At 56.9% G+C, this 20,946-nt stretch carries 15 protein-coding genes, 1 tRNA gene and 1 pseudogene; 7 read left to right on the top strand and 10 right to left on the bottom strand.

All coding sequences use genetic code 11. The features are described from left to right. Positions 1-44: 44 nt before the first annotated feature. From rlmN to QQX03_RS09345, 4 genes are read right to left on the bottom strand one after another with little or no spacing between them, the layout of a single operon-like run. Positions 45-1,289, bottom strand: coding sequence for a dual-specificity RNA methyltransferase RlmN (gene rlmN / locus QQX03_RS09360; protein WP_285975475.1), 1,245 nt, complete (start codon positions 1,287-1,289; stop codon positions 45-47). Between the two features lie 36 nt (positions 1,290-1,325). After that, positions 1,326-1,850 carry an invasion associated locus B family protein gene (locus tag QQX03_RS09355; RefSeq protein ID WP_285975474.1) on the bottom strand — a complete coding sequence of 175 codons (525 nt, stop codon included), beginning with the start codon at positions 1,848-1,850 and terminating at the stop codon, positions 1,326-1,328. Beyond that, positions 1,843-2,322: a transcription elongation factor GreB gene (gene greB, locus QQX03_RS09350; protein WP_285975473.1), complete on the bottom strand. Its 480-nt coding sequence runs from the start codon at positions 2,320-2,322 to the stop codon at positions 1,843-1,845. Before greB ends, QQX03_RS09355 begins: the two co-directional genes overlap by 8 nt. A 6-nt stretch (positions 2,323-2,328) precedes the next feature. Continuing rightward, positions 2,329-4,320 carry a lytic transglycosylase domain-containing protein gene (locus QQX03_RS09345; RefSeq protein WP_285975472.1) on the bottom strand — a complete coding sequence of 664 codons (1,992 nt, stop codon included), beginning with the start codon at positions 4,318-4,320 and terminating at the stop codon, positions 2,329-2,331. A 103-nt stretch (positions 4,321-4,423) separates the two neighbouring features. On the opposite strand from QQX03_RS09345, the gene dapA reads away from it, so the two are divergent. Beyond that, on the top strand, positions 4,424-5,305 hold the full coding sequence (gene dapA / locus QQX03_RS09340; protein ID WP_285976996.1) for a 4-hydroxy-tetrahydrodipicolinate synthase: 882 nt from the start codon (positions 4,424-4,426) through the stop codon (positions 5,303-5,305). Here the strand turns inward: dapA and QQX03_RS09335 are convergent. Beyond that, positions 5,302-6,372, bottom strand: a complete 1,071-nt coding sequence (locus QQX03_RS09335; protein WP_285975471.1) for a succinylglutamate desuccinylase/aspartoacylase family protein — start codon at positions 6,370-6,372, stop codon at positions 5,302-5,304. The genes dapA and QQX03_RS09335 overlap by 4 nt on opposite strands. 115 nt (positions 6,373-6,487) lie before the next feature. On the opposite strand from QQX03_RS09335, the gene smpB reads away from it, so the two are divergent. From smpB to alaS, 6 genes are all read left to right on the top strand, one after another. After that, on the top strand, positions 6,488-6,970 hold the full coding sequence (gene smpB, locus QQX03_RS09330; RefSeq protein ID WP_285975470.1) for an SsrA-binding protein SmpB: 483 nt from the start codon (positions 6,488-6,490) through the stop codon (positions 6,968-6,970). A gap of 152 nt (positions 6,971-7,122) precedes the next feature. Next, positions 7,123-7,710, top strand: coding sequence for a DUF2062 domain-containing protein (locus QQX03_RS09325; RefSeq protein ID WP_285975469.1), 588 nt, complete (start codon positions 7,123-7,125; stop codon positions 7,708-7,710). Beyond that, positions 7,707-10,169 carry a response regulator gene (locus QQX03_RS09320; RefSeq protein ID WP_285975468.1) on the top strand — a complete coding sequence of 821 codons (2,463 nt, stop codon included), beginning with the start codon at positions 7,707-7,709 and terminating at the stop codon, positions 10,167-10,169. The genes QQX03_RS09325 and QQX03_RS09320 overlap by 4 nt, the downstream gene beginning before the upstream one ends. A gap of 391 nt (positions 10,170-10,560) precedes the next feature. Further along, complete coding sequence (gene recA / locus QQX03_RS09315) at positions 10,561-11,619, top strand: recombinase RecA (protein ID WP_285975467.1); 1,059 nt, start codon at positions 10,561-10,563, stop codon at positions 11,617-11,619. A gap of 213 nt (positions 11,620-11,832) precedes the next feature. Then, the gene (locus QQX03_RS09310; RefSeq protein ID WP_285975466.1) at positions 11,833-12,663 is read left to right on the top strand and encodes a class I SAM-dependent methyltransferase; all 831 of its coding nucleotides are present in this window, start codon (positions 11,833-11,835) and stop codon (positions 12,661-12,663) included. Positions 12,664-12,713: 50 nt separating this feature from the next. Further along, entirely contained in the window at positions 12,714-15,365 is a 2,652-nt protein-coding gene (gene alaS, locus QQX03_RS09305) for an alanine--tRNA ligase (RefSeq protein ID WP_285975465.1), read from the top strand. Here the strand turns inward: alaS and QQX03_RS09300 are convergent. From QQX03_RS09300 to cpdR, 5 genes and pseudogenes are all read right to left on the bottom strand, one after another. Then, entirely contained in the window at positions 15,362-17,125 is a 1,764-nt protein-coding gene (locus tag QQX03_RS09300; RefSeq protein ID WP_285975464.1) for a cation:proton antiporter domain-containing protein, read from the bottom strand. The two genes, alaS and QQX03_RS09300, sit on opposite strands and share 4 nt — an antisense overlap. A gap of 49 nt (positions 17,126-17,174) precedes the next feature. Next, a pseudogene (locus QQX03_RS09295) lies at positions 17,175-18,818 on the bottom strand (carbon-nitrogen hydrolase family protein). Positions 18,819-18,912: 94 nt separating this feature from the next. Next, the gene (locus tag QQX03_RS09290; RefSeq protein WP_285975463.1) at positions 18,913-20,133 is read right to left on the bottom strand and encodes an NADP-dependent isocitrate dehydrogenase; all 1,221 of its coding nucleotides are present in this window, start codon (positions 20,131-20,133) and stop codon (positions 18,913-18,915) included. Positions 20,134-20,259: 126 nt separating this feature from the next. Next, positions 20,260-20,334, bottom strand: a tRNA-Val gene (locus QQX03_RS09285). 79 nt (positions 20,335-20,413) lie between these two features. Next, complete coding sequence (gene cpdR, locus QQX03_RS09280; RefSeq protein ID WP_285975462.1) at positions 20,414-20,803, bottom strand: cell cycle two-component system response regulator CpdR; 390 nt, start codon at positions 20,801-20,803, stop codon at positions 20,414-20,416. Between the last annotated feature and the right edge of the window lie 143 nt (positions 20,804-20,946).

The following is a 20,946-nucleotide window of genomic DNA, read 5'->3' as shown; positions in this document are numbered from 1 at the left end:
ATTAAGCGAGCCTCAATTGCGACGAAATTCAGTATAGTTGAAACTCACGCTTGCGCAGCGGCCGCGGCAGCTTCGCGGTCACGCTCGGCGCGGCTCTTCTTTTCCGCAGCCGTTTTGAGTTGACCGCAGGCCGCATCGATATCGCGGCCACGCGGTGTGCGTACTGGCGCGCTGACCCCGGCCTCGAACACGATGTTGGAGAAGCTCTTGATCCGTTCCGGCGTAGAGCATTCATAGGCTGATCCCGGCCATGGATTGAACGGGATCAGGTTCACTTTGGCGGGAAGATCATATTCCTTGATTAGCCGGACGAGCTCATGCGCGTGCTCGTCGCTGTCATTCTTGTCCTTCAGCATCACATATTCGAATGTAATCCGGCGTGCATTGCTGGCACCCGGATAGGCGGCACAAGCCGCGAGCAGCTCTTCAATGCCGTATTTCTTGTTGAGCGGCACGATTTCGTCGCGGATCTCCTTGGTCACCGCGTGGAGTGAGACCGCCAGGTTCACGCCGATTTCTTCGCCGCACTTCTCCATCATCGGCACAACACCGCTTGTGGAAAGCGTGATCCGCCGGCGTGACAGCGCAAGACCTCCGCCATCCATCACCAGCTTCAGTGCAGCTTTGACATTGTCGAAATTATACAGCGGTTCTCCCATGCCCATCATCACGATGTTGGTCAGCAGGCGGCCATCGGCGCGATATTCGCTGCTGTCTTCAGCGCCATCAAGGCCGGCCATCGAGCCTTTGGGCCATTCCCCCAGCGCGTCGCGTGCGAGCATCACTTGCCCTACGATTTCGCCCGGTGTCAGATTGCGAACCAACTTCATCGTACCAGTGTGGCAGAAAGTGCAATTCAAGGTGCAGCCAACCTGGCTGGAAACACACAGAGTTCCGCGATCGGCATCAGGGATGAAGACCATTTCGTATTCGTGACCATCAGCGGTCTTGAGCAGCCATTTGCGCGTTCCGTCGGTCGAATGCTGCGCCTCGACCACATCGGGTCGGGCGATCACAAACCGCTCTCTCAGCCAAGGGCGCATGGTTTTCGCGATATCAGTCATATCCGCGAACTCGCCAACGCCGCGGTGATAGATCCAGTGGAACACCTGCTTGCTGCGCAGTTTGGCCTGCTTGGCGTCCAAGCCAGCTTCCGCGAAGAGTTCCTGGATGCGTTCTTTTGGCAAACCCATCAGATCGATACGACCGTCGGCGCGCGGCGTGACGTCACGCGGCGCGAGCACGGGATCAATCTGTCCCGGTATACTCATGAGTGCAGTGTCTGCCATGGAGGCCGCGCATATAGGGCCGGTTTGACCGTTTGGCTAGCTGCGGCGCGCTTCGTTCAAGGCCGCAGGCGCGCAGCCTAGCGTGGCGGCATCAATTGCGGTCGCTGCACCAGACAGCTGATAGGTGTCTGTGAAACGCCGGCCTGACTTGGAAGTCGACGTAACGCGCATGGTGTCGGCGGAACGCATGGCACCAATGATCGCCGCATCCATTGCTTGATCTGCGGCCCATGCATCGCCGCCACCGCCGGTCAAAGCGAAGCTGCGCCCGCCGACGCGCAGGCTGATCGAAGCGCCCTGCGTCATCTCGCGAGATAGCCGCAAATGCAGTTGATTGCGGACCTTGCGCAGGGGCCAGGTGCCGACACTTGCATAGGGCTCATAGTCGCGCGCGGCATCTGTACGTGGGCCAACCGGTTCGGCTGCGGTGATCGCATAGCATCTTGGTGCCTCGAGATCGCGAAACGCTGCCCAATCAGAAAACACGCCGAGGCTGTCTTTGGCTGCGAACGGCGAGGCAACGGCCAGAATGGCCAGAACAGGAGCGAGCGATCTAATCATAGCTAATCGCCAAAACTTCCCATTCCTTCAGCCCAGTGGGAAGCCTGACTGTTCGCAAATCCCCGATTGATGCGCCGCGCAAGGCCTTGGCCATGGGCGAATTCCAGCCAATCCGGCCATTGCCCGCATCCTGCTCGTCATCGCCGACCAGTGTAACGGTTTTGCGATTGTCGTTTTCATCGGCCAGCTCGACAGTGGCACCAAAAAACACCCGCGATTGATCGGGTTGCTCGCTGGGATCGACAACACGCAGCTTTTTCATACGGCGCGAGAGATGGCTCAGTTCGCGGTCGATCTCGCGCATGCGTTTGCGGCCATAGAGATAATCGCCGTTTTCGCTGCGGTCACCATTGCCCGCCGCCCAGCTGACGATCTCTACGATTTCAGGGCGTTCAGTCCCCAGCAGATGGTGATATCGCTCTTTTAGCGCCGCCATCCCTGACGGCGTGATCGGATCACCGATTGGTTTCATCGGTCGCTAGCTACGAAGGAAGTAATCGATGTGCCGCGGTTGGCCGCCAGGCGCGCGATCGGGGTGCATATTGTCATATGCCACTGCGTTACCGAGAACGCGCATAATGTAATAGCGTGTCTCGAAATTGGCCGGGATCTTCTCGATCCAGGTGACGTAATCGATAGCCCCGGTCCGCGGATCACCGTTCAGGCGCAGCCACTGGTTTACGCGACCCGGGCCCGCGTTGTAGGCACCCAGCGCAAGCGGGTATGACCCGCCGTAATAGTCCAGCATCCGGCGGAAATATGCATCGCCCAGGCGAATGTTGTATTGTGTGTCATCGGTCAGGCTGGCTGACATGTAATTGACGCCCAGCTTGCCCGCCTGCTCACGCGCGGTGCCCGGCATCAGCTGCATCATCCCGCGTGCGCCGGCATGGCTGACGCGGTTCTGGTCGAACTCACTTTCCTGGCGCATGATCGCATGTGCCATGGTCCAGTTTGAAGTTGATGGCACGCGTACTGTCGGATGCGCGAACCTTTCAAACCCTGTCAGGCCATGCTCCGGCGCTGTTGCGCCAGCCACGACAGCGAATTCATCCATCAACAGCTCTTGCGATAGCTCGGACAGCAAGACCATATCTTCGGGAGTTCTCGCCTTGTCGGCCAGCGCTTCAAAGAATGCGCGTTCTGTGCGCCAGTCGCGGCGTGAGGAAGCAAGTGTACGCAGCGCCTGCGCAAGCGGTTTCGCACGAAACTCACGGCGCTGCTCGTCGCTGACTTCAAGTTCGGGAAGCTGCGCGAATTCTGGCACCGGCTTGTTCAAAGCGCTCAGCGCAAGCTGGCCATAATACTGATCGGCATATTGCCCGGCCATTTCGTAGTAGCGGGTTGCTTCGCCTGCGTTGCCTGCCTGGCTCGACGCTCTGCCCGCCCAGTAGAATCCCTTGGCCCGCGTCAGCGGAGTCTTTGCTGCTGCGCCATAACGATAGAACAGAGGGGCAGCGGCTGCGCCGTCACCCAAATCCCACAGAGCTTGTGTGCCACCCAGCCACATCAGATCGGTGTATTTGTCCCGAAGACGGAACGACCCCTCGCTAATGTCGGTGTTTGGGGCAAAAAGGTCATCCGCCGATGCGGCAATCTGGACCGCACGGCGTGCACCGGCGCCCTTTGCAGCAATCAGCATCTCATTGATAATGTCAGATTCTTCAAACGGCAATGAAGTCGCTTGCGGGCGATTAGTCAGAATATTGATCGCCTGGTTCATCTGCCGGTTTTCACGGTAGTAGCGTACAAGGTTGTACACCGTGCCCGGATTGTCGAGCGCGGTGCGCGGAATTGCCAGCCCTTCGTCTTGCGGAAGTTTATCCTGCACCAGGGCGAGGCGTTTGCCAAACAGGTCACGCTTGTCGAGAGACGTCATGAGCATATGGCGAACTGCGCCATCAGCATCACCTTCCCACAGCAACGCTTCCATCCGAGCGTCATTGTCGGCCTGTGTAAATTGCCCTGCAAACAGGCCGAGAAGGTAGACTTCGGTGGTTTCCTTCATTGGCCCACCGCGCCAGGCAGCACGCGCCATTTCGGCGGCTTCAGGGCGTCGTAGAGTGTTGAGCGCCAGAGCGTAGCGCGCACGCCCGGTATTGGTTAGCGGTGGGTGCGCATCGAAATAGGCGACCAGCTGTTCCGAAGACGCGGCTGTGCTGTCCAGCACATTCTCGGCGCGTATTTGCAAGCGGGCTGTGCGCGGAAAATCGGGATAGGCAAGCAGGAAGCCGGAATAGGCATCAAAATCCAGATCATCATTCTCGTTGAGATATTCCCAACGGTTGATGACTTGCTCCATGCGGGTTGGCTGCTGCGCCACCATTTGCGCGCGTGCCATGTCTGATGCACTGGCGTTCTGCGTTGCTGCAGGCGCCCCCATGGCCAGCCCGGTCGTGCCGAGAAGGACTGTCGCGACAAGGTATTTCATACCGAATTTTCGGCTCGAGGTGTTTTGCATGCTGGACATCTTGCCAGTGCGCTCCTTATCAGGCTGTGAACGGCTTGGAAAAGCTCACGGCGCTAAGATTTCCCCTCAATTGCATTATGCCATCAAGAAAGGTCTGAAATCAATGTTCTCTGGCTCAATACCGGCTCTGGTTACACCATTTCGCGGTGGACAATTTGATGAAGGGGCCTTTCGCCGCCTGGTCGATTGGCAAATCGAGCAGGGCAGCTCGGCATTGGTGCCATGCGGAACAACCGGTGAAGCATCGACTCTTTCGAATGCAGAGCATCACCGGGTGATCGAAGTTTGCATAGAGCAAGCAGCGGGCCGTGTTCCGATTATCGCCGGCTGCGGATCGAATGATACGCGCAACGCGTTGCTGCATATGAATTTTTCCAAGAAGGCCGGCGCTGCCGCGGGGCTTTGCGTTGCGCCTTACTATAATCGCCCGAGCCAACGCGGGCTGATTGCCCATTTCAGCTTTCTTTCGGAAAACAGCGACTTGCCGATTGTTCTTTACAATGTGCCGGGCCGCACCGTGACAGATATCGAAGATGAAACGGTGGTCGAACTGGTGCGCAAATACCCGGAGCGGATCGTGGCGATCAAGGATGCGAGTGGAGACCTGTCTCGAGTCGCTGATCACCGCATGGGCATCGGGCGCGAATTCTGTCAGCTTTCAGGCAATGACGAACTGTGGCTGCCGCATTCGGCTGCTGGCGGCAAAGGTGCGATTTCGGTGACCGCCAATGTTGCCCCGGCGCTGTGCGTGGAGTTTCATGAAGCGATTGCAGCCAATGAATTGAAGCGCGCGCGCGAGCTGAACGACAAGCTGTTCCCGCTGCATTATGCAATGTTCAGCGATGCTTCGCCGGCGCCAGTGAAGTATGCGCTCAGCCGCGTGCACGACTGGGTTGAGCCGACCGTGCGCCTGCCATTGGTGGAATGCTCGGATGAGGCCAAGCGGCAGGTCGATGAAGCGCTGGAAATCGCCGGATTGATCTAGAGCACTTCGTCTTCGTCGAGCAGAACTTCAGCCAGACCTTCCGGTTCGCTCGCGCGGATCGCTTCTTTAATCGAGTCTATCTGAGCACCGACTTGCTCCGGGTGGGACACTTCTGCGATATGGAACAGCGCGTCTCCCTGATGCACCACTGGCAGAGTCGCGTGTCCGATAATGATTCCGTCGATTGGACTTATGACGGCCTCTGGTTCTTCTCCCAACAGCCCTGCGACAGTTGCGAGCAAGTCCCCCTTGCGCACCGGATCGCCTGAAGTTTTCGCGGGATGCGCTACGCCGCCGCGTGTCGACCGGACCCAGGTGGACTTGTTCGAACGGGCGGGCACACTGACCCCTGCGAGCCCATCATCGGCGTCGATCATTCCCAGATGTGCCAGAACTCTCAAAACTCCGGCTACCCCCGTTTCGATTGATAGATTGTCAAACCTCAGCGCTTCACCCGCCTCAAGTAGAAGCATATCCACGCCTTCTTCCTTGGCTTTGGATCGCAAGGAACCTTCGCGCAATGGGCTCTCGATGATCACCGGCGCACCAAATGCCATCGCCAGCTTGACCAGGCGGGGGTTTCCTTTGTCGATACGGATCTGTGGCAGATTATACCGGTGTACAGCGGCGGTATGTATGTCGATCCCGAGCGATGCGCGTTGTACCACTTCCGAGAAGAAAACCTGAGCCAACTGCGAAGCGAGTGAGCCGCTTACGCTGCCCGGGAACGAGCGGTTGAGATCGCGCCTGTCAGGCAGGTAGCGTGACCGATTGAGAAACCCGAAGATATTCGTGACCGGCACGAGCAGAACGGTTCCGGAAAGCCTGCTGGGATCAATCTGTTGCGCCAGATGCTGGATCACAGCCGTGCCGACAATCTCGTCACCATGAACAGCGCCGCTGACGAATACGGTCGGACCAGGCTCCGCACCATGAAAAACGCGAACGGACAACATCGATGAATATCCAGTCGCCAAGGTAGTGATCGGTATGGAAATGTCAGAGGAGCTACATGCCGGGACATGATGCCCGCCAATCTCGAACTCGTTCTGCTCTGCTTCGCCCATTACCCGTCGACTCCTCTCTTGCAGCGCTTTCCCTGAAGCCCGCGTCAAAGCAAGAATAATCGGTTGTCTCTCAACCCTTTCGCATTTGCTCACAAATGCCTACATGGGCGTCACCATGGCTCGCCCGAAACCTGAAACCTTCGACAAGCACAATATCGTCGCTGACAATCGTCGCGCGAAGTTTGACTATGCCATCGAGGATAAGTTTGAAGCCGGTTTGGCGCTTCAAGGCACGGAAGTGAAGGCTCTGCGTGCGGGTCAGGCGACGATCGCCGAGAGCTACGCTGAGGTTCGCGATGGTGAGGTTTGGCTGATCAACGCCAACATTCCCGAATACAGCCACGGCAATCGCCTCAACCACGAGCCGAAGCGTCCGCGAAAACTGCTGTTATCGGCGCGTGAGATCAACAAATTGTTTGGTGCGGTCGAACGCAAGGGCATGACATTGATCCCGATGTCGATGTACTTCAACAAGACTGGCCGCGCGAAGGTAGAGCTGGCGCTGGGCAAAGGGCGCAAGGCGCAAGACAAGCGTGACTATATCAAGGACCGCGATTGGAAACGCGACAAGGCGCGATTGATGCGCGAAAAAGGCTGAGCAGACAGCTAAGCGCGTTCTGTCGCGAATTCACAATATTGTCAGACTGTTTCTGCTACCCATATCGACAAGAGTAAACGCTTTGCCGAATTACGTGGCTCGCTGCACTTGCGGACACGCGTTCAGAAGCGCAAGGCGAACACGGAATCGAAATGGCGACACGTTCAAAAACCTGGTTGGCAGATAAGCTGAAGTCACACTTCCCAGATCGGGAAGAATTGGCCAGCAATCGCTATCTGGCTCCCATAGCGCATCGGTTTTTGTCGCCTGAGTTGTGGCGCTTTACGCGCCGTTCTGTGCCGCGCGGCGTCGCGCTTGGGCTGTTTGCCGCATTTATCGTGCCCATCGGACAAATCTTCCTGGCTGCATTTCTGGCGTTGCCTTTCAGAGCAAACATGCCGCTTGCGGCCGCGGTCACATTTGTCACGAACCCGTTCACTCTCCCGTTCTGGCTGGTAATTGCCAATCGGGTTGGCAATTTTACGCTCGCGATTGATGCTGCGACTACCGGGGTTGCAACCGAAGGTATGGCCGCTGACCAGTTCGCATGGCTTGCGGAGTTCTGGCAGCTCGCGGGTGTAACGGCATTCGGATTTGTGGTGCTTGCAGTCGTGTCGGCTGCGATGGGTTATCTGATCGCAGGCGGCACTTGGCGCGTGATGGTTGCGCGCCGTCGCACGAAGCGATTGCGCCGGATGGAAGCACGGCTAGATGAGCGGCTGGGAGCGCAACAGGGATGACATATCTGGAGGGCGCGCGGGGGGCGCTTTCGAAACAGGTCGGAGATCAGCGTTTGAAGCTCTTCTTGGGCCTGACTCTCGCGCTCATCGCGAGCACTGCCGTACTATGGTTCGCAACGGGCGAAGTACTGTTGGTTCTGGCCTATGCGCTGGGGCTTGCCGTCCTGCTTGCCGGCGGTTTGGCCTTTCAGAGGATGCAAGCTGCGCCCGAAACTGAAGCGCTTGGGATTCCCGACTGGTCCGTCACCGTCGCTGCTATTGAACAGCCGGGCGAAGCTGTTGCGATAACAGACCGCGCCAATCGTCTTACTTGTGCCAATTCGGCTTACATCGAATGGTTCGGGTTGGATTCAGCGCTACCAAACCTTGCTCTGACACGTGCAAGCCAAGAGGAAATGCTGCGTTTGATCCGTCAAGCATGGCGCGATGGATCTGCCCATTCGGATCGGCTGGAAGGGCTGGATATCGAACGCCAATGGAAAGTGACAGCCCAACGCGTCGGTCGCGGCGATGATCATCTGATTTGGCGTTTCCGAAAGATCGAGACCGAAATTGCCGATCCGCTGGCAAGTTATGACGTAACCGGTGCGTTCGGGCGAATGCTGGCAAAGGCCGGGATTGAAGCGGCGATCACCGCGCCCGACGGGACGATCAAAAATGCAAGTGCCGGCTTTGCACGCCGCGCCGCCGGGGACGAGAAGACTACGTTGGCTGGACAAGACTTCGTTTCGTTCCTGCGCTCGGATGATCGAGACCGGATATTCTTCTCTCGAGAGGGACGAAGCGGCACGCCGCAGACGCTCATTCATATTCCGCTGGATGATCCCAATGACGAGCGAGCCCTAGGTCCTGACGAAGTACCTTCGCTGATGCTACTCATCGATGCAGGAGTCGGGATTGGCGGCGGATGGGAAAATTCTTCCCAAGGTACAGCCCAGTTGGAAAGGTTGCTTGGGCAATTGCCGCTTGGCTTGGCGATGACGGATCGAGATGGCCGTTTCTTGTTCGGCAATCAGGCATTCCTAAGGGCCGTCAACCGCGATGAACTGGGACTACCCGCATTCCCGACCGATCTGGTTGTGCGTGATGACAAAGCGGCATTGTCTGATGCGGTGCGCCGCCATGGGCGAGGCCCATCAACTAGTGGGAACATGGCAATCAGGCTCGCTAGCGCGCCTGATAATACGGTCTCATTGGGACTGGCTGGCGTTCGGGGGATGGGTAATGCATCAGTCTTGCTTAGCTTGACCGATTCCAGTCAGGAAACACAGCTCAAGCGGCAAGTCGCACAAGCGACAAAGATGCAAGCCGTGGGTCAGCTCGCTGGCGGCGTTGCGCACGACTTTAACAATGTGCTCACCGCAATCATTGGTACCTGTGATCTGATGCTGCTCCGCCACACGCCCGGCGACAGCGATTATGATGATATCCAGCAGATCCAGCAAAACTCCAACCGTGCAGCTTCCCTGACGCGCCAGTTGCTCGCCTTCTCTCGCCAACAAACCCTTCGCCCCGAGATACTGCAATTGCCCGATGTGGTGAGCGAAGTTGGTCCGCTGATCACCCGGCTGTTAGGCGAAAAGATCAAGTATAGCATCAAACATGACCGCGATCTGGGTGTGGTGCGGGCTGACCCGCAGCAACTTGAGCAAGTGATCATGAATCTGGCGGTGAATGCGCGCGATGCGATCAACATGCACCGCGGAGGGACTGGAAAAATCTCTCTGACCACGCAGCGTGTCAACATGCGCGAGGTCGAGCAGATGGGGTCTGAAATCCTGCCCGTGGCCAACTATACCGTTCTGGTTATTGAGGACACTGGTGGCGGCATTCCGGAAGAGGTGATGCCCAAGCTGTTCGAGCCATTCTTTACAACCAAAGAGCAAGGCAAGGGCACAGGGCTTGGGCTTTCGACAGCTTACGGTATCGTAAAGCAGTCAGGTGGGTTTTTGTTCGCGGACAATGTCAAAGGCACTGGCGGGCGCACGATCGGCGCGCGCTTCACAATGTACCTGCCAGTGCACGAAGGACCCATGGCGCCTGCGCCAGAAGCTCCGGTCGAAGTTCCATCGAGCGAGTGGTCCGGCGGAGGCCGCATCCTGCTGGTTGAAGACGAAGACATGGTGCGCGCAGTTGCGGAACGTGCGCTCACGCGCGCCGGATATGATGTGACCGCATGTGATGATGGCGAGGTCGGCCTTTCTGCGATCACATCAGGCGGCGAGTTCGATGTGATTGTGAGTGACGTTGTGATGCCTGGGATGGACGGGCCAACTATGGCGCGCGTCATTCGTGAAACGCATCCGGACCTGCCGGTACTGTTCATGTCGGGCTATGCCGAGGAGCAGTTGCGCAAGGATATCGATATCCCGAAGATGTATTTTCTGCCAAAGCCATTCAGCGTGCAGCAGATCGGCGACAAGGTTGCCGATGTCATGCGAGGGTCCGCGCGCAAATAGTCGTCGAACAGGCGAGATCGAAAGAACGGGTGAAGGCCAGGCCGGCTGGCGCGAACTGCGCGCGGTTGTCAGGAACTCCGGCTCGCAAAGCGCACAGGTTCGGTTCGGGATCGGGAGTTCCGCAAGTCTCGAAGTGCGCCGCACACGTGGATTAAAACTTCGTAATGGGGAGTATATCATTAAGACCAGTCTTGGCGCCGGGGAGGAACGCAAGTTCGTCCTCTGGTACGAGAGGTCTAAGCGCTAAAAGCCCAGCAATTCGAACAAAAACACCCGGGTGAAAAAAATTAAGTTCCCTACTTGTTCTATAAGAACAAATCAGGTACATACTGTTCAAACAGGGCGGTCGATAACCGATTTAAAGCTCTAGGCAAGCAAGGGAGGCCATGCGATGGCGACTAATCTTAAACTGGTTGAAAAGGAATCATCCGTGGATCGTCAGAAGGCGTTAGACGCTGCACTTGCACAGATTGATCGGGCCTTTGGTAAAGGTTCGGCAATGAAGCTGGGCTCCAAAGAAGCGATGAACGTCGAATCGATTTCGACCGGTTCGTTGGGCCTGGATATCGCGCTTGGTATTGGCGGCCTGCCTAAGGGCCGTGTCATCGAAGTTTACGGTCCGGAAAGTTCAGGCAAAACCACGCTGGCACTCCATGTTCTTGCAGAAGCGCAGAAGAATGGCGGTACTGTCGCCTTTGTCGACGCCGAGCATGCGCTGGATCCGGTTTATGCCAAGGCTTTAGGTGTAGATATTGACGAACTTATTATTTCTCAGCCGGACACCGGTGAGCAGGCACTTGAGATCACCGATACGCTGGTTCGCTCGAACGCGATCGACGTATTGGTGGTGGACTCGGTGGCCGCTTTGGTGCCGCGCGCTGAGATCGAAGGCGAAATGGGCGACACCCACGTCGGCTTGCAGGCGCGCCTAATGTCGCAGTCCCTGCGCAAGCTTACTGGTTCGATTAACCGTTCGAAATGCATGGTGATCTTTATCAACCAGCTTCGCATGAAGATCGGTGTGATGTATGGTAACCCTGAAACCACAACTGGCGGCAATGCGCTGAAGTTTTACGCATCGGTTCGCCTGGACATTCGCCGCACAGGTCAGATCAAGGATCGCGATGAAGTGGTTGGCAACACCACCCGCGTAAAAGTAGTCAAAAACAAGGTTGCACCTCCATTCAAACAGGTCGAGTTCGACATCATGTATGGAGAAGGGATCTCCAAGATTGGTGAGATTCTCGATCTTGGTGTGAAGGCCGGTATAGTCGAGAAGTCAGGTAGCTGGTTCTCCTATGACAGTATCCGGATCGGTCAGGGCCGTGAGAACGCCAAGACCTATCTGAAGGAGAACCCGGAAATTTGCGACAAGTTGGAAGCTGCTATTCGCGGCCGCACCGACGAAGTCGCCGGGGAAATGATGGCAGGGCCTGACGCGGAGGCCTGACACATATCTTCAAGCGGGCGCGCCGAGTTCAAGTAACTCTCGTGATAGCGTTCCCGGAAACCTGGAAAGCCGGTGTGCGTAGCTCTTCTCCTCGAGCGGCCCACATCGGCTTTTCCGTATACTGCTTATGGATGCCTTGCGTTACTTTGTCGTGTTGGGACAATACAATAGCGTAGTAAGCAGACAGGTCCGATACTGACGTGGGAGACATCTATGGCAAGTTCCGACACTCAAGAATGGCAAGGCCGCGTTGGCAAATCATGGGCAAGCGAGTGGCAACGCACGGATCGAAGCTTCCGAATGCTAACTAGTGAGTTAGAGCGCAGAATTGCGGGAAGCCCATATGCGAATTTGCTCGATGTCGGTTGCGGGGCCGGAGAGCTGTCGCTTGTAGCGGCGCAGGCGCGTCCGGAAGCGCGGGTGACGGGCGTTGATATCTCACCTGACCTTATCGATGTCGCACGGCTACGCTCCGCCGGTATACCGAATGTGCGGTTTGAACTCGCGGACGCGGCCAGCTGGCGGCCTGGCGATGGGGAGAGTTTTGACCTTCAGGTTTCACGACACGGGGTCATGTTCTTCGATCAACCTGTTGCCGCTTTCGCCAATCTGCGGGCAATATCTGCGCCCGGCGCCAACTTGATATTCTCCTGCTTTCGCTCGTTAGAGGAAAATCCGTTTTTCGGATTGGCTGGCAATCTGGTCGACGGTGGGGTTTCGTTGCCCGATCCCCACGCACCGGGGCCTTTCGCATTTGCGGGTGCTGAGCGGGTACATGGAATTTTGTCTGATGCTGGTTGGTGCAATGTATCGATTGTGCCGTTTGACTTCCAGATGATTGCTGGTTCGGGTGAAGATCCGGTCAGCGACGCGGTAAGCTATTTCAGCAGGATCGGCCCGGCGGCACGGGCGATCTCCCTGATGGATGACGTGGCAAAGCAATCATTCCGCATGAAACTTGAGGGATTCGTGAGAGAGCATCTTTCAGCAGATGAGGTCGCACTTGATGCAGCTGCCTGGATCGTCACGGCCACACGCGATTGAATGCTTTATCTGGCTTGTCGCTGGCTGGCTTAGCCTTTAACTGCCCAAGCATGACGTCGACCAATGATATCCGCCGCTCTTTTCTTGAGTACTTCTCCGCTGCTGATCACGCCGAGATCGCGAGCTCGCCGCTTGTGCCTTACAATGATCCGACCCTCATGTTCGTCAATGCGGGGATGGTGCCGTTCAAGAATGCATTCACCGGGCTTGAAGCGCCTCCGGCATTGCGTGCAGCAAGCTCGCAAAAATGTGTGCGGGCGGGTGGCAAGCACAATGATCTCGACAATGTTGGCTATACCGCGCGGCATCACACCTTCTTCGAGATGCTCGGCAATTTTTCCTTCGGTGACTATTTCAAGGAACAGGCGATCCATCATGCGTGGACACTTCTCACCAAGGAATGGGGTCTTTCGCCCGACAGGCTGACTGCGACTGTTTATCACACGGATGACGAAGCGTTTGATCTGTGGCGCAAGATTTCCGGTCTTCCGGAAGATCGGATCATTCGTATCCCCACCAATGACAATTTCTGGTCAATGGGTGATACTGGTCCTTGCGGTCCGTGCTCGGAAATTTTCTTCGACCATGGCGATCACATCGAAGGTGGGCCTCCGGGCAGCCCTAATGCAGATGGCGATCGTTTCGTGGAGATCTGGAACCTGGTCTTCATGCAGTTCGATCAGGCTGCGGATGGTTCGCGCAGCAATTTGCCCAAGCCATCTATCGATACTGGTATGGGACTCGAACGTATTGCAGCTGTGATGCACGGTGTGCACAACAACTACGATACTGACACGTTTAAAGCTCTGATCGGTGCCTCTGTGTCACTTACTGGTGTGGCTGCGGAGGGGGATCATACCGCGAGCCACCGCGTTATCGCGGACCATTTGCGGTCGACCAGTTTCCTGATGGCGGACGGCGTTCTGCCTTCCAACGAAGGTCGCGGTTATGTGCTGCGCCGGATAATGCGTCGCGCAATGCGGCACGCACATTTGCTGGGCGCGTCAGAGCCTTTGATGTATCGCCTTGTACCCGCGCTAGTGGCCGAGATGGGGCAGGCCTATCCGGAATTGGTTCGCGGGCAGGCGCTGATCGAAGAAGTGCTTGAGCGCGAGGAATCGCAGTTTCGCAGGACACTGGAAAAAGGTCTGCGGCTGCTCGACGATGCGACCAGCGATATGGCCGAGGGGGGAGAGCTTGATGGTGAGACAGCATTCAAACTCTATGACACGTTCGGGTTCCCTTATGATCTGACCGAAGACGCTCTACGCGCGCGTGGGCTTGGGGTGGATCGCGCAGGTTTCGACGCCGCCATGGGGCAACAGAAGGCGGCGGCACGCGCGGCCTGGAAGGGTTCGGGCGACGCTGCTTCGGGCGAGGTCTGGTTTGATATTGCCGAGCGTGAAGGCGGCACGGAGTTCACTGGCTACACGTCCACCAGTGGTGAAGGAACCGTTGTCGCAATCGTCAAAGACGGTGCGGAAGTTAAAGCTGTGTTCCCAGGTGACGAGGTTGTTATCCTAACCAACCAGACGCCTTTCTATGGCGAGAGTGGCGGTCAGACCGGGGATGTGGGTTCAATCACCAATGTCGAGGGTCTTTCGGCCGATGTTACGGATACATCCAAGCCGCTGGGCCGATTGCATGCACACCACGCCAAGATTTCGACCGGTACGATAAAGGTGGGCGATAGTTTGCATCTCGAAGTCGATGTCGAGCGTCGAGATCGCATTCGTGCAAACCACTCGGCAACGCACCTTGTCCATGCGGCTTTGCGGAACGCCTTGGGTGACCATGTAACGCAGAAGGGATCGCTGGTTGCGGATGACAAATTCCGCTTCGACTTTTCCCACCTTAAGCCATTGACGACTGAAGAGATTGCGGCAGTCGAAGCCGAAGTAAACGCAGAAATCCGCGCGAACGAAGCTGTTCAGACACGGCTTATGAGCCCGGATGATGCAGTCGAAGCTGGTGCCCTAGCGCTGTTCGGCGAGAAGTATGGCGATGAAGTTCGCGTGCTTAGCATCGGGCGCAAGGCCGACGGCAATCGGAACTACTCAGTCGAGCTGTGCGGCGGCACACATGTCAAAGCGACAGGGGATATCGGCATCTTCCGGATTGTGTCAGAAGGCGCGGTCAGCTCCGGCGTACGCCGTATCGAAGCGCTGACCGGTGAAGCAGCGCGAGAATGGCTCGTATCCCGCGAAGAAGCGCTCAAGTCCGCCGCAAGCGAGATTCGCGCCACACCGGAAGAGGTGCCCGCACGAATTGCCGCTCTGCTAAGCGAGCGCAAAGCATTGGAGAAGGAACTCGCGGACGCCAAAAAGGCCCTCGCGCTTGCAGGCGGCGGCGGCCCGGCTCAATCTGCGGACGAAGAAATTGCCGGCGTGAAGTTCAGCGGTCAGGTGCTTGACGGCCTTAGCCCAAAGGAGCTGCGCCCGCTGCTTGATGAGGCAAAGCAGCGTCTCGGCTCAGGCATTGCGGCGGCGGTCGCAGTGAATGATGGCAAGGCAGCTTTTGCCGTTGCAGTAACTGACGACCTGACCGAGCGTTTCAGTGCCGTTGATCTGGTCCGTGTAGGCGTTGAGACCTTGGGCGGCAAGGGCGGCGGTGGTCGCCCGGACTTGGCGCAAGGTGGTGGCCCGGACGGCAGCAAGGGCGAGGATGCGATTGCCGCGGTACGTGCAGCTATCGCCGGTTAAGCTTCGCCCGTTGAAGTTCGAAGTTTCGGGCGATGCTCAAGTTGGCCTTCGCGCTCAAGCATTTCGCGAAACTCGTCACGTTTCTCATGGATTGACGCAATAACCGGCCCCATCGCCACGCCAATATCAACGAGCACAGCTTCGGAAAGTTGAAGCGAACTTTCGAGGTTTTCCGGCACCGCATGACTTGCGCCGGCACGGTACAGTTCCGCTGCATGGTCCGTGTCGCGGGCGCGTGCAACGATCAGCAGCTCAGGATGCTCCTTCCGAAGCTTGGAGACCAAACGCTGCGCAAGTACGGGCTCGTCCATGGTCAAAACGACCGCCGGTGCCGTTTCGACACCTAACCGGGACAAGGCATCTCCACGTGCTGCATCGCCAAATATGGCGCGGTATCCGTCACGCGCGGCGCGCTCAATCAAATCAGGGTCTGAATCAATTGCGACATAGTGTTTGTCATGTACCTTGAGCATATCCGCTACCAGACGACCGACGCGACCGGCACCAATGATTATCGTGCGTGATTCGTCAGTTTCATCCTCATCCAGCTCAGGAATTGGCTCTATCCGGCGAGCGATGACGCGACCCAGTTTGGCAAGCAATGGTGTCACAGTCAGGCCTATCGCAGCGACGATCTGCCAGAACTGCGCCGTATCCTGATCGATCACCAATGCCGTGGTTGCTGCGGCCAGCACGATCAAGGTCGTCTCACTGGGGCTGGCCATCAACACACCGGTTTCCGCCGCAGTGCTGCGGCGCGCTCCCATCATGCGCAGCAACACGCCAGTCACGATTGCCTTTAATGTGAGGACGCCGACAACAGCGAAGGCGATCTCGCCCAGATTGGCCCATATCTCCATCAGATCAATGCTCATGCCGATGGTGATAAGGAACACACCGAGCGCGAGGCCTTTGAAAGGCTCCATGATCGTTTCGACTTCGCTGTGATACTCGGTCTCGGCAATTAGCAGGCCTGCGATCAACGCACCAACAATCGGTGACAGGCCAGCGGCGGACGTGGCCAGACTGGCACCCATAACAACCAACAATGAAGCAGATAGAAACAGCTCTGGATTCTTTGTTCGCGCGGCCTGGCTGAACAGCTTAGGTAGCAAAAACCGCCCGGCCACCAGCAGAACGAGAACAACAAGGCCGCCCTGAATCAGTGTGGTGGTTAGCCCTCCTACGCCTTCGTTCGCTGCGGTTGGCGCAAGCGCGCCCAGAATGAAGATAATCGGCACGATCATGATGTCTTCGAACAGCAGCATGGATAGTGCTGCCCGGCCAACCGGCGTCTTGGTCCCGGAAATTGGCAGAACGATAGCCGTGGATGAGAATGCAAGTGCGAAACCCAGGGCAATTGCGGCGGTGGTGCCCATGCCGCTGACATAAGCAAAAAATGCCGCCCCCACACAGCCTATGATCAGCAGTTCAAGACTACCTAGGCCAAAAACGAGTTTTCGCAGCTGCCACAGCCGGTTGAACGAGAGCTCCAACCCAATCGCGAACAGAAGAAGTATGATCCCGAAATCTGCGAAGGGCGTCAATCGATCCGCTTCGGTGATCGTTATGTATCTGAGCCACGGGACCTCTGGCACCAATGAACCCAAACCGTAGGGCCCAACTGCGATCCCGATCAGAATGAAACCAATAATCGGTGTTATGCGGAAGCGTGCAAAGACCGGAATCACGATGCCTGCTGCGCCAAGGATCACCAGCGCGTCAGATAACATCGGAGAAAGGGTCAGTTCGCCAGCCACGGTTCTGGGTTAGCCGGGCGTTTGCCTCATGTCACTGACAGAATACGGCTTAACCGCCGCCGGGAGCATGTCTGCCACCGGGAGCGGTCGCTCGTCCTTCACCGGCCTCGCCTATTGGAGTGCTGACCTGTCCAACCCGTTTGTCCCATTCGATGCGGTAAAGGTCGAAACGGCGGTCGGCGAGGTTCTGGACTGTCCCTTCAGCGCGGGCCCAGCTGAGGTCCGCCAGATTGACGTCGCTGATGGTCAGTGTCTCTACATTCTCGCTCGCTTCAGCGGCAATTCCGTCTCGTGCAAAGGGAAAATCGCACGGTGTCAGGATGCAGCTTTGGGCGTACTGAATGTCCATATTGGCGACATTGGGCAGATTGCCGATATTGCCGCTCATCACGACGTAACACTGGTTCTCAATTGCCCGTGCCTGAGCGCAGTATCGCACGCGCATATAGCCTTGGCGGCTATCGGTGCAGAAGGGCACAAAGATGATCCGCGCACCTTCATCGACCAGCCTGCGGGCCAATTTCGGGAACTCGCTATCGTAGCAGATCAGCACGCCGATCGGCCCGCAATCGGTCTGAATGGCATCGATGCTGTCGCCGCCCTTGATGTTCCACCAGTAATCCTCATTCGGGGTGGGATGGATCTTCTCTTGAGTATGGATCGATCCATCGCGCAGGCAGACATGGGCAACGTTGTGAATGTCCCCATCATCCATTCGGGTCGGGTGTGAACCACCGATGATATTGATGTTGAAGTTGAGCGCCATTTCGCTCAGCGCCTTGCGAATTCGAGGCGTGTAGCGGCTAAGCGCTTCGATCGATTCCTGCGGATTCAGCTCTTGCTCTTCCGCGCTAAGCAGCATCAGCGTGAACAGTTCCGGAAAGACAATGAAATCAGCTTCATAGTCGGCCGCAACGTCGACGAAGTATTCGATCTGCTTCATGAACTCGTCAAAGTCTGCAACCGCGCGCGCTTGTAGCTGGCACGTCGCGATCCGTATGCTCTCCACGTCGCGCGGGATGCGGTGTTTCTTGGGTGTGTTTCCGTCGACATAGGGGTTGCGCCAGACCATCCTGACAGCGTTCGACTTCGACTGCTTGTCTTCCGGTAGATAGTTATGAAGCACCCCGTCTGGCTCAAGCCCGTTTGCGAGTTGGAAGCGCAGGACCGGATCGTGCACTTTGCCTTCGAGCACGAGATCGAGATACTCCTCCGGCGTTTCCGCACGGTTGTTCTTGCGGCGCGTCGCTTTGGCAAAGCCGGGCATCCGCCCGCCGAACACAATGCCGGTCAGATCTAGTCGTTCTGCGAGATCTTGACGTTCTTCGTAGAGTGGCCGTCCGATACGCGTACCACGTGTTTTCGCATCAACGCACATTTCATAGCCTTACAGCCATTCGCCCTTGGGATTGTGGCGACTGCCAAATCCATTGCCCGTCACTTCATCCCAGCTATGGTTCGCAAGTGCGATCCGTTTGCTCAGCCGCGTGGTCGCACAATAGCCCACCAGCTTGCCGTCGAGTTTTGCGACAAAACAGCCTTCGGGATAGTTGTTCAACTGTCCGCGGATCTCGCCATGCGTATAGGCAGGCATGTCGTCGTACACGCGCCGCACCAGATCCGCTATCGCGCGGACATCGCACAACTTGGCTTGGCGAACTTCGAGACGAGCCTTGGCGCGAGATTGAGTCATGGCGTTTACTTGATCTCCGGAATCAAAAAGGGCGACCGGCCCGAAAGACCGTTCGCCCTTTTGGTACGTTGCGTAAGGGAGCTGGTTCCGACAATCAGCTCCAGCTTTGCATCTCTGTTTCTAGATTGGTCACAATCGCCTCAAAGAACTGTTCTGTCGTGAGCCAGTTCTGCTCTGGGCCGATCAGCAATGCCAAATCCTTTGTCATTTGGCCGTTTTCGACTGTTTCGATGCAGACGCGCTCAAGCGTTTCAGCAAACCGGACAACATCAGGGGTGTTGTCGAAGCGGCCGCGATAGATCAGGCCGCGTGTCCAGGCAAAAATCGATGCGATCGGGTTAGTGCTGGTCGCCTTGCCCTGCTGATGTTGGCGATAATGGCGCGTAACAGTACCGTGCGCGGCTTCAGCTTCCACTGTCTTGCCATCAGGGGTCATCAAGACCGAAGTCATCAGGCCAAGCGAGCCAAAGCCCTGCGCGACGACATCCGACTGAACGTCACCGTCATAGTTCTTGCAGGCCCAAACGAACTTGCCGCTCCATTTCATGGCCGCAGCAACCATGTCATCAATCAGGCGGTGCTCGTAGTGAATGCCGGCTTCGTTGAAGCGGTCGGCGAATTCTTCGTCGAACACCTCCTGGAACAGGTCCTTGAAGCGGCCGTCATATTTCTTGAGAATGGTGTTCTTGGTCGAAAGATAGACCGGCCAGCCGCGATCGAGGCCATAGTTCATGCATGCGCGCGCGAAGTCACGGATGCTATCGTCCAAATTGTACATCGCCATTGCGACGCCTGGAGATTCAAACTCGAACACATCAAGATCAATGTTCTGTCCGTCTGCGCCTTCGAATACGAGGCGAAGCTTGCCTGCACCCGGGATCAGCGTGTCGGTTGCGCGATATTGGTCACCAAAAGCGTGGCGACCAACAACGATTGGATCGGTCCAGCCAGGTACAAGACGCGGTACGTTGTCGATCACGATGGGCTCACGGAAAACTACACCGCCCAGAATGTTGCGGATCGTGCCGTTTGGCGAACGCCACATTTTCTTCAGGCTGAATTCTTCCACGCGCGCTTCGTCAGGTGTGATCGTGGCGCATTTCACGCCAACGCCATGTTCCTTGATCGCATTTGCCGCATCGATGGTGATCTGGTCATCGGTTTCATCACGCTTCTCGATCGAAAGATCGTAATACTTCAGGTCAACATCGAGGTAGGGGAGGATCAATCGCTCGCGGATCCACTGCCAGATGATTTTTGTCATTTCGTCGCCGTCGAGTTCGACAACCGGGTTCTTGACCTGAATTTTCTGCATGATGTTCCTGTGTGCTGCAATTTGTCCGGAATAGGTTTTGCCGCGCTTTAGCAGAGGAGCGCGCGCGCGCAAGTGAGACAGATGCTAACAAAAAACCCGCCGGGTGAGGGCGGATTTGTGTTTCGATGGTGGGCGTAGAGAGAGTTGAACTCCCGACCCCTGCAATGTCAATACAGTGCTCTACCACTGAGCTATACGCCCACGCTATCGAACATGTCCGCTTAAGGACAGGGCGCGCCATTAACCTGCACCTGCCATAGACGCAAGCGATTCGCGCGGACTAAAGGCTGACTTCTTGCGCTTCGCCGAATGTTTGCTTCACTTCAAGCACGAGATCGCGCAAATGGAATGGCTTCGACAGCACCTTGGCGTGAGGCTGTTCGCGGCTCGCTCGCAGTGAAACGGCAGCAAAACCCGTAATAAACATAACTTTGGTTCGAGGGGTGATCTCTGCGCAGCGTTGCGCGAGCTCGATCCCGTCCATCTCCGGCATTACGATGTCCGAAAGCAGCAGGTCGAAATGCTCGTTTTCTAAATGAGGTATTGCGGACGTCCCGCGGTCGACAGAGACCACTTCATATCCCGCATTTTCGAGCGCGCGCGCAATGTATGTGCGCATGGCATCTTCGTCCTCAGCCAAGAGGATTCGCAGTTTAGACCCGTTGTTCATGACGTTTTCATAGCGCCAAGGGCTTAAGAAATCTTACTGAACATAAGCGGTGACCTGCTTTGGGACAGACGAGAAGAGGATAATTTGGCTGCGATTTGACAAGCCAAACTGCTTTGACACCCTGCGCGAGAGCAGGCAGCAGA

Origin of the sequence: Altererythrobacter rubellus (assembly GCF_030284385.1) — a bacterium.
Classification (GTDB): Bacteria; Pseudomonadota; Alphaproteobacteria; order Sphingomonadales; family Sphingomonadaceae; genus Erythrobacter; species Erythrobacter rubellus.
Note: the sequence above shows the minus strand (reverse complement) of the source record. Positions and strands in the feature narration are given on the sequence as shown.